The organism is Kitasatospora sp. NPDC050543, from assembly GCF_044457565.1.
Taxonomy (GTDB): domain Bacteria; phylum Actinomycetota; class Actinomycetes; order Streptomycetales; family Streptomycetaceae; genus Kitasatospora.
Genome location: NZ_JBITGZ010000072.1, coordinates 1 through 8,511, shown reverse-complemented (window position 1 = coordinate 8,511; position 8,511 = coordinate 1). Strand labels below are relative to the sequence as shown.

General features: G+C 69.3%; 3 protein-coding genes. 1 reads left to right on the top strand and 2 read right to left on the bottom strand.

All coding sequences use genetic code 11. From position 1 onward, the window contains the following. Positions 1-289: 289 nt before the first annotated feature. Positions 290-4,624, top strand: coding sequence for a hypothetical protein (locus ACIBH3_RS35550; protein WP_396316259.1), 4,335 nt, complete (start codon positions 290-292; stop codon positions 4,622-4,624). Between the two features lie 216 nt (positions 4,625-4,840). Here ACIBH3_RS35550 and ACIBH3_RS35545 read toward each other — a convergent pair whose 3' ends face one another. After that, complete coding sequence (locus ACIBH3_RS35545; protein ID WP_396316258.1) at positions 4,841-7,225, bottom strand: PHP domain-containing protein; 2,385 nt, start codon at positions 7,223-7,225, stop codon at positions 4,841-4,843. A 243-nt stretch (positions 7,226-7,468) separates the two neighbouring features. After that, a complete protein-coding gene (locus ACIBH3_RS35540; protein ID WP_396316257.1) occupies positions 7,469-8,416 on the bottom strand; it encodes a hypothetical protein in 948 nt (315 codons plus the stop codon). Positions 8,417-8,511: the final 95 nt, after the last annotated feature.

Sequence of the window (8,511 nt, the reverse complement as noted above, 5' to 3'; positions counted from 1 at the left end):
TCATCAGCCAAGCCGCCACCCGCGCCATCCTCACCGGCACCGAGAACATCACCATGACCGAACTCGACACCATCACCACCAGCCGAGACCACTGAGTATCTGCGTGACGCAAGCCACCGCGGAACTCCCCTGCGAGGGCCACCCGCAAATCCGGGCATTTCGCGATCACGGAGACAACAGCGACGGCTGACGGCGCCAGGCCGCTTATGCTGCCTGGCGTGAGCAGGTCCTCGATGACGGCGGTGCACTGGTGAGTTCGAAGCGGAACACACGGGCAGGCGACAGCGGAGTGGGACGTCCCAAGGGCCAGAACCAGAAGGAGATACCGATCCCGGCCGGCAACCTCACGGAGCAGTTCGCACGGCTGCGTTCAGGAGCCGCGAATGTCGCCGGGGTGACATTCCAGGTCTCCTTGTCAGCGATGCTCCTGTCTGCAGGCCGTGCTGGCGAAGTTCCGGGCCTGCCTGTCGACGCGGTGTGCCCGGAAGGGTTCGAGGACGTCGACTGCCACCTTGCCGAGGGTTCGAGGCTGTTCGTGCAGAGCAAGGCACGTGGGCCCGGCGCCCAGAACATCGCGGCCGCGGAGCTCGCAGAGATCATGGCTCATGCCACTCAGACGATCTGGCTCTCCGACCAGGCCACGGTACCGCAGAGAGAGCAGCGAAGTGCCGGGGCTGGAGAGGCCGCCGCCGGGACGAACGCACCCGTCCCGGCACGTCTGGCTGTTGTGACCAATGGAAGGTTCGGCAGTTCGCTTCCGCACACGGGGTGGACAGGCACCCTCGACACCGCGCTCGCCCCCGGAGCCACGCCCCGGACGCTGCTGCTGACGGCCTTGAAGAAGCAGTTGTCCGCTCTGGGGTTGGATCCCGCGCTCGCCCCGATGACGCTCTCCCGAACGCATCTGATCGAGGTGCGCGAGGACCTCGGGCAGGCCACAACGTCAATGCTGCAGACCGGGCTGGGGCTGCACCCCGCAATGGCCGCGCTACTGCGCAGCCGTCTGCAGTGCGATCTGGCCGACGTCGCCGCCGCGCAACAGCACTCTGCCTTCGCTGAGGCCGTGGTCCGCACCACCAGTGATCTCGATGCGATGGCCGCCGCACTTGGCAGGGAGATCGACGTCGACAGCCTGGAGGAAGCAGTCGCCGCCGGGGTATGCGAACCGCTGGACTTCCTCGCCCCGTCCCCGCAGGACGCCCGAGGGTTCTTCGAGGGCATCAGTGTGCTTCCCGGCCACATTGCCGCGGGCCTGGACGTGCTGCGCCCCCAGGAGTCCCAGGAGGTTCTGGATGGCCTGTCCGCCCGCGGACAGGCCATCATCTCCGGCCCGAGCGGCAGCGGTAAGTCGGCGTTGCTGTGGCGGTGCGCCCGCCTGATCGAGGCCGGGCCTCGCCTGCTGAGAGTACTGAGGGTGGCCACCTCGCACGACGCGGAACTGCTCGTACGCCACGTAATGCGCGCCAAGCCGTCACTCCAGTGCCGCGTCGTGGTCTGCGTCGACGACCTGGGCCGGGCCCGCACGGCTTCCTGGACAGAAGCACGCGACCGGCTGCTCGAAATGCCCGGTGTCGCGATCATGGCCGCAGGCCGGCGCGAAGACCTGACTCCGGCTCTGACCCGGGGCGCAGCCCTCGTGGACGCGGCGCTGACCCCCACCGCGGCCGAACAGGTCTACCAAGCGGTCCAGGACAGCGGGGTGCCGCTGGTGATGGCCCGTGAGGAAGCAGTCAAGCAGGCCGACGGGCTGCTGATGGAGTTCCTCGCCCTGGCCACGACCGGTCGGCGGCTGCGCGAGGTCCTGGCCGAACAGGTCGACGCGCTCGCCGTACCGCAGCGGCGCCTCGACCGATCGGTACTACGACTGGTCTGCGCCGCACACGCGCTGGGCTTCGAAGTCCCCTCCAACGCACTGCCCACCGCACTCAGCCAGGATCCTGACGCCCTGGAGGAAGTCTTCCACCGATTGGTCGGCGAACACCTCGTCACCAACACCGAGGGCAACGGGTGGAAAGGCCTGCACGACCTGCGCACCGAGGTCCTCCTCGACCTCCTGCACGCCAACGCGCTACCCACGCTCGCGTCGACATACGCCACGGCGATCACGGCGCTCGCGGCGGCCGCCCGCCCGCAGGCCCTGCGCCGCGCCGCCGTGCGCGTGGCGAAGACCACCGCGCAGGACCTGCACACGCTCACCGCTTCACAGAGACTGACTCGCATCCATCACGCGCTGCACCCGCTGGCTCAGTGCATCGCCGAGCAGCTGCGGCACACAGCCGTAGGGAGATCGGACGCCGTAGGTGACGTCGCCGTCCACGCAGCCGGCTTGCTGGAGGCGGCCGACCGGATCGACAGCGTCGCGCACGTCTACGCGGCCCTCCCCCTGGTGGAGCAGGATCGGCCGCCGGGCATCGATGCGGCGACACTCCTGTGGATCGCCTGGATGTCCCCTGAAATGGACCTCGATCTGCCGCAGTTCGAGCCCGTGAAAGCACTTGGAAGGCAGCTGCCAGCGCGGACCGAGGACACCGCGCTCGCCGCCGGGAGCGCACTGGGACCCGTTGCTCTGCTCAGTCTGGTCTGCGGCACGCAACTGGCCACTGCCGTAAGGCTGTGCGAGGCAGCCGAAGGGCTGATCACATTCAGTCCGGCGCAGGCCGGCGCGGGATACCGGCATCACGTCCCCGTACTACCCGACCCGCCCGGCAGTGGTACCAGCGTGGCGGCAGATCTGCGTGCCCAGCTCACAGCCTCGCTGGCCGTGTTGGCCGATCTTCGCGGAGCCGACGTTGCGACGGTGTTCGGCGACGTGACCCAGCGCGCCATCGACGCCGTAGCCAGCGACCCGTTCGGGTGCAGCGTGAACGTCACCTTCCTGCCTTTGACGGCGCTCGGCCTGGAAACGACCAGCCTGGCCCGGCCATGGACCTACGCTGATGACCTGGCCTGCTCAGTGCGTGCGATCTCCTACGCCCGCCCCGATGGCTCCCCAGCGGCGCCGTCGGCGTACGCGCCCGAGCCAGGGGGCGATCAGGCCTCGGAGAACGGTCAGATCATCGTGCTGATGCGGCGCCTGTTCGATGCATGTCCCGAGGCAGACCTGGTCGACGCGGAACTGTGGCACGCCCACAACCAACCCAGGCGGGTCGTCGGCATCACCGAAGGCGTCAAACGCTTGCGGGCCGGCGTTCTGCGTCGCGCCCGTGCGACCAGCCGCAACGTCGCCCTGCAGGCCGCTGCCATGGAGAGTACGGGAAGGGGGACATGGACGGAACGCTGCCGCGCCCAAGCCCTGCTGGCCACCGATCTGCTCGCCCTGCTCGCGAAAATTCCGGCACGGCTACGGCCCAAGGATTCGACCCCGGCCCGGCAGGAGTGGACAGCTCGCGCCGAGCGCGCCCACCAGGCCGCCGTCGCGCTTCCTGCCCGCCCAGCCGAACCCGCTCCCCTGCTGGCCGCAGCGGACGCCGTCTCGATGTCCTACACCGCAGCCCAGGAGGACGCGGCCCTGCGCGAGGCCCCCCAACTGGACATTGCCAAGAAGGCATTCACGGCCATCTCTTCCAGCCTGCAGCAGGTCGCCCACGCTCAAGGCAACGCCCAGGCCCTACGCGGCGCCGGAGCCAGACTCTCAGACGCCCTTCCCGACCTGAGGCGTGCCATCGACCAAGGCAGTCCCCTACTGTCCGGGGTCGGTGACACGCTCCCCCCTGCACTGGTCACCGCGGTGACGGACGCGGCAAGACTGCTGTCCGCGGTCGACGAGCCGCCAGTCGCTTCGGCACTGCGACGCGGTACCCAGGACGGCGACCGCCTCCGCACAGCCGTGCACGCGAGCATGCAAGCCGTCCTGGACTCATCGCTGCAGGCCGTCACAACTCTGCTGGCCAATGCCGGGGTCAGCGTGGCCAAATCCGCCGTCCTGACCGACAGCGCGCCAGCGGCCCCTTGGCGCGACCGGCAACTGGTGCTCGAAGTCCCGCTCGAACAATGGCCCACGGCTCGGGAAGCGATCCGTACCTGGAGCAACGAGAAGCGGGGGGCAGCCGGGGTTCGCTGCCGCATCGCGCTCGTACCAATCGAGGACGGGGAAGTCCTGCCAATGGGCATCCACATCAACGACTTCGGACAGCCCCTCCCCCTGATCGAAGAGCACCTGGGTACGCTCGCCGACGCTCTCGGCGCACCCCTGCGCGGAAACGACACCCAGGCCGACCTGCAGCAGCCAGCCGAACAACTGCGCGCCTACTCCTATGATCTGGTACGCCGGGCGAACCGCACGCCAGGCTGGACATCCGATCCGACCAGCCCGCCAGCACCCGACGCCATCGCCGACACGTTCGCCCGCACGCACGCCGATGTCCTCGCCCACCAGGCAAACGCCGAGGCACTCCCCTACAGCGGGCAATGCCGGTTGATCGCCGCCCTGGCCCTCATCGAACTGTGCGGCCTCGTCGCCCACGAAGACGGCAGACAACCGGGCCTGGCTGCGGGCATGGCCGGCATCGACATCACCCACCCGATCATCCCCGAAGGGAACGAAGCGTCCGCAAAGCTCAACTTCGCCGTCACCGCCGCCATCGAAGCCGACCGTGGCAGCCGCCAAACACCACAGGCAGGTTGAGAAGAAGGCACACTCCCACCCCGCACCGGCGCTGAGCTGCTCAAACGCGAACGCAACCATTGGGATTCCGGCGATAAAACCGTGATTCCCCGTCAAACGACGGAGCTGCAGGTCGAAACGCTTCCTGCGTCCAGGCAAGATCGACCGAAGCACCATCTGTGCAGATCAGGCCACATGCCGAGGGCGATCCAAGCTTTTCTCGACCAATCTACGGACTCACAGCTCGCAGCCGTACCGACTTGCAAGGCAAGACCGAGAACTCACACTGTGCGACCGGGCAAAGCCGTAACTTGCCATGCCCATGACCATGTTCCACACCGTGTCGATGACCCGCTGGTCGTACCCGGACGCCGCGGACCGCGCTCGGAACCACGCCTCCAGCGCGGGCACCCGCGCCGGCTGGCCCAGCGCGCGACGGGCCTCCTCCCCCATCGCCAGATCCGAGCGGGTGAGCACCGCGAAGGTCTCCGCGACCTGCTCGTTGAACACCAGCACGCCGAAGGTGACCTTCAAGGCCGGAATCAGGTCGGGGTGCGGGTACTGCGGTGGCCGCTTCCCGTGCCGGGCCAGCAGGTACGGCCGCACCATATCCGCCGCCAGAGGCCCCGGTCTGAACAACGCCAGCTGGTTCACGACGTCCTGAAAGACCGTCGGCTGGGACCTGCCCAACAGGTCCCTCTGCCCCGGGCTATCGAGGCTGTAGACCCCCAGGGACTCTCCCTCGCGGAGCAGCTCGTAGGCGGCCGGGTCCTCCAGCGGCACCTGCTCGGCGTCGTCCAGGTCGACCCGGACGCCGGTGGTGCGCTCGATCTCGCGCACCGTGTAGGCCATCGCGGACTGCATGCGGGACCCGATGACGTCCATCTTCAGGAGACCCAGGCCCTCGCCCTCGACATCGTGCTTGTCGAACACCGACATGGGCAGACCCTCGCCGGGCGTCGGCATCACAGGGGTGCGGGCCAGCAGCGAGCTGTCCGACAGCAGCACACCGCACGGGTGCATCGCGATCCCGCGCGGGAGTGCGTCCAGGCCCTCGACCAGGTCCCAGAAGCGTTCCCCGTACCGGTCGGCGTGCGCGGCGACCTGGCGCAGCTCCGGCAGCTCGGCCATCGCCGAGCGCGCGTCCCGGGCGGCGATGTGCGGAAACGCCTTCGCCAGCCGGTCGACCTCGGCCGGGTCCAGGCCCATCGCCATGCCGGTGTCCCGGATCGCCCACCGCACCCGGTACGTCTCCGGCATCGCCAAGGTGGCGACGCGCTCGGGCCCGAATCGGCCCAGGATCGCCCGGTAGCAGTCGATCCGCCGGGCGGACTCCACGTCCACGTCGATGTCCGGGAGGCTGGAGCGCCGGTAGTTCATGAACCGTTCCATGATCAGCCCGTTAGTCACCGGGTTGGCCACCGAGATGCCGAGCAGGTGCACCACCAGGCAGCCGGCCGCCGAACCGCGCGCCGCCACCCGGATGCCCAACTCCTTGATGTCCTGCACCACTTGGGCAACCGTTAGGAAGAACGCGGGCCACCCGAGGCCGCTGATCACATCGAGCTCTTCCCGGAGTCTCCGCTCGGTCGCCCGGTCACCGGCGTAGCCGCGGGTCACCATCGCCGCCTCGCACCGCTCGCGCAGCACCTTCGCGGAGGTCCCCGGGGCGATGCCGAGCCGGTCCTCCTCCGGGAAGTGCACCCGCCCGATCCCCAGATCCGAGGCCGGGTCGAGGCGGCACTCGTCGGCCGTCCGGGCGGTCACTGCTAGCAGCCGCTGGGCGCCGGCCGGTCCCAGCCCGGCCGCCCGCGCCACCTCGGCCGCCAGCTCCGCCATCGAGGGAGAGTCCTTGAGCGACCGCTCGCCGTTGCACGTCGCCCCCCGCTGTACAGGGCGCAGCAGCCGAGCAGCGTCGAGGACGTCCGCGACCGGGGCCTGGGCGGCGTCGGCGTAGCGGACCGCGTTGGTGAGCACCGGCAGGAGGTCGAGCTCGGCGGCCAGCCCCACCGTGCGCGCGGCCAGGCGCAGGGAGCCAGGGCCGGTGCCGGTGCGGCGCAGGTGGACCGCCTCCAGCCGCAGGTGGGGACCGGACCATTCCCGCCACGGCACCAGCAGGGTGGTGGCGCGATCGGGGCGGCCAGCCGCGAGCGCGCGCACCGGTTCCGAGCCGGGGCCGAGCAGCACGGTCAGGCCCTCGGCATGGGCGGCGAGCACCTCCAGCGGCACCACCGGCTGCCCGCCCCCGCGCTCGGCCCGCACCGTCCACGCCGTGCTGATCAGAGAGCAGAGGTTGGCCCAGCCGGTCCGGTCGCGGGCCAGCAGCGTGACCCGCGGTGCGGACTCGTCCACGAACGCCCCGCCCCTGGCCGGCGTCCGGCGCCGGACGGCGGCCTCGGGCTGGTCGACCAGGCCGACCGCGACGTCCGCACCGAACAGCGGCCGGAGCCCGTTCGCCGCGCACGCCTTCGCGTGCCGCACCACCCCCGACACGGTGTCCCGGTCGGTCAGGGCCAGTGAGGTGAGGCCCCGCTCAGCCGCCCGCTCGGCCAGTGCGGCCGGGAGCGAGGCTCCATAGCGGACCGAATAGCCGGAGGCGACGTGCAGATGCGCGACCACCACGTCACCTCCGGTCCTTCGGTCAGCCCCCTTCGTCGTTGGTCCGGCTCCCCTCCGGTGGGGTCAGCGTAGACCTTGTTCGATTATTTGTTCGAGTTATTACCCCAGGTGGGCGGGGTGTCGCACCCTGTTGTCCCGTCGCACCGAACCTTGAGCGAATCTCGCCGAAGACTGACGGATCGCAGTTCGTCTCGCCGAAGGTTAAGGACGCAGGTCAGGGGATTGCCGCAGTGGTCCGAGAGTCTGTTAGCGCACGCGGGGCAGTGCGAGGGTGATGCGGCCTCCGGCCAGAGTCGTTTCGAAGTCGATGCCGCTGTCGATGATGGTGTGGACATCGAGGTGGGCGTCGGCAGGGACCAGGGCACGGATGTGCGAGCCGTCGTCGACAACGAGGGTTGCGGGGTCCGGGCCGAGGTCGGGTCGTAGCTGGACGACGATTGGTTGGGCGGGTGCCGCACTGGTGACGAGTACGTCGAGGGAGACGTGGCCAGTGTCCAAGAGTGCTCCGATCAGGCTGGGGCGGCGTTTGCGGACGTATTCGAGCAGGTCGTTGATCTCGTATTCGGTGGCGGCGAACTGGTCCCGCCAACCGGCGAGGTGGAGTCCGGTCAGCCAGGCCCGCAGGTCTTCTGCGGCGATGCCGCGTTCGGCTGCGGTACGTCCGATCTGGTGTGCGAGACGGCGGGAGGTGACGCCGGCGTTGAGCAGCGCGAGGGCTTGTGGGCTGTCGACGCCGTGGCGCAGATGCCAGCCAGCGGTGGTGGGCAGGCGGATCTCGGCCTCGGTCTCTTCGAGGCGGAGGTTGACGAGGTTGACCAGCGCCCCGACGGTCCAGGCGAGGTAGTGCTCGAAGGTCTCACTGATGTTGCTGACGGTCTGTTCCAGGGCCCATTCGCTGTCCAGGCCGGGCAGCCAGGCAGTAGCGAGGTGGGGGATGGGCTCGCCGGAGATCCATCCGGTGATCGCGGCGGCGATGTTCACGTTTCGCCGGTCGCTGGTCTTGGACTGTTTCTCGGTGAACGACCACGCGCCTTTGGCCTCGGGCTGCTTCAGCAGAATGTCGTAGACCTGGTGCTGGGCGAAGAAGTCCAGAGCGCGCTGCAGAGGCCACTCGCGGGGAGAGGGTCTGGAGAAGATGCCGGCCCACGCGTCCTCGCTGTCCGGGGTGGCGGAGGGGTCTTGCAGCAGATACACTGAGCCTTCCCCCGGGACGTGGACACCGGAGTTTCATGCGGCGAGGGTGATCCTAGGGGACGCCGCTGTCTGCTGTTCGAACTGGACCGGGCTGA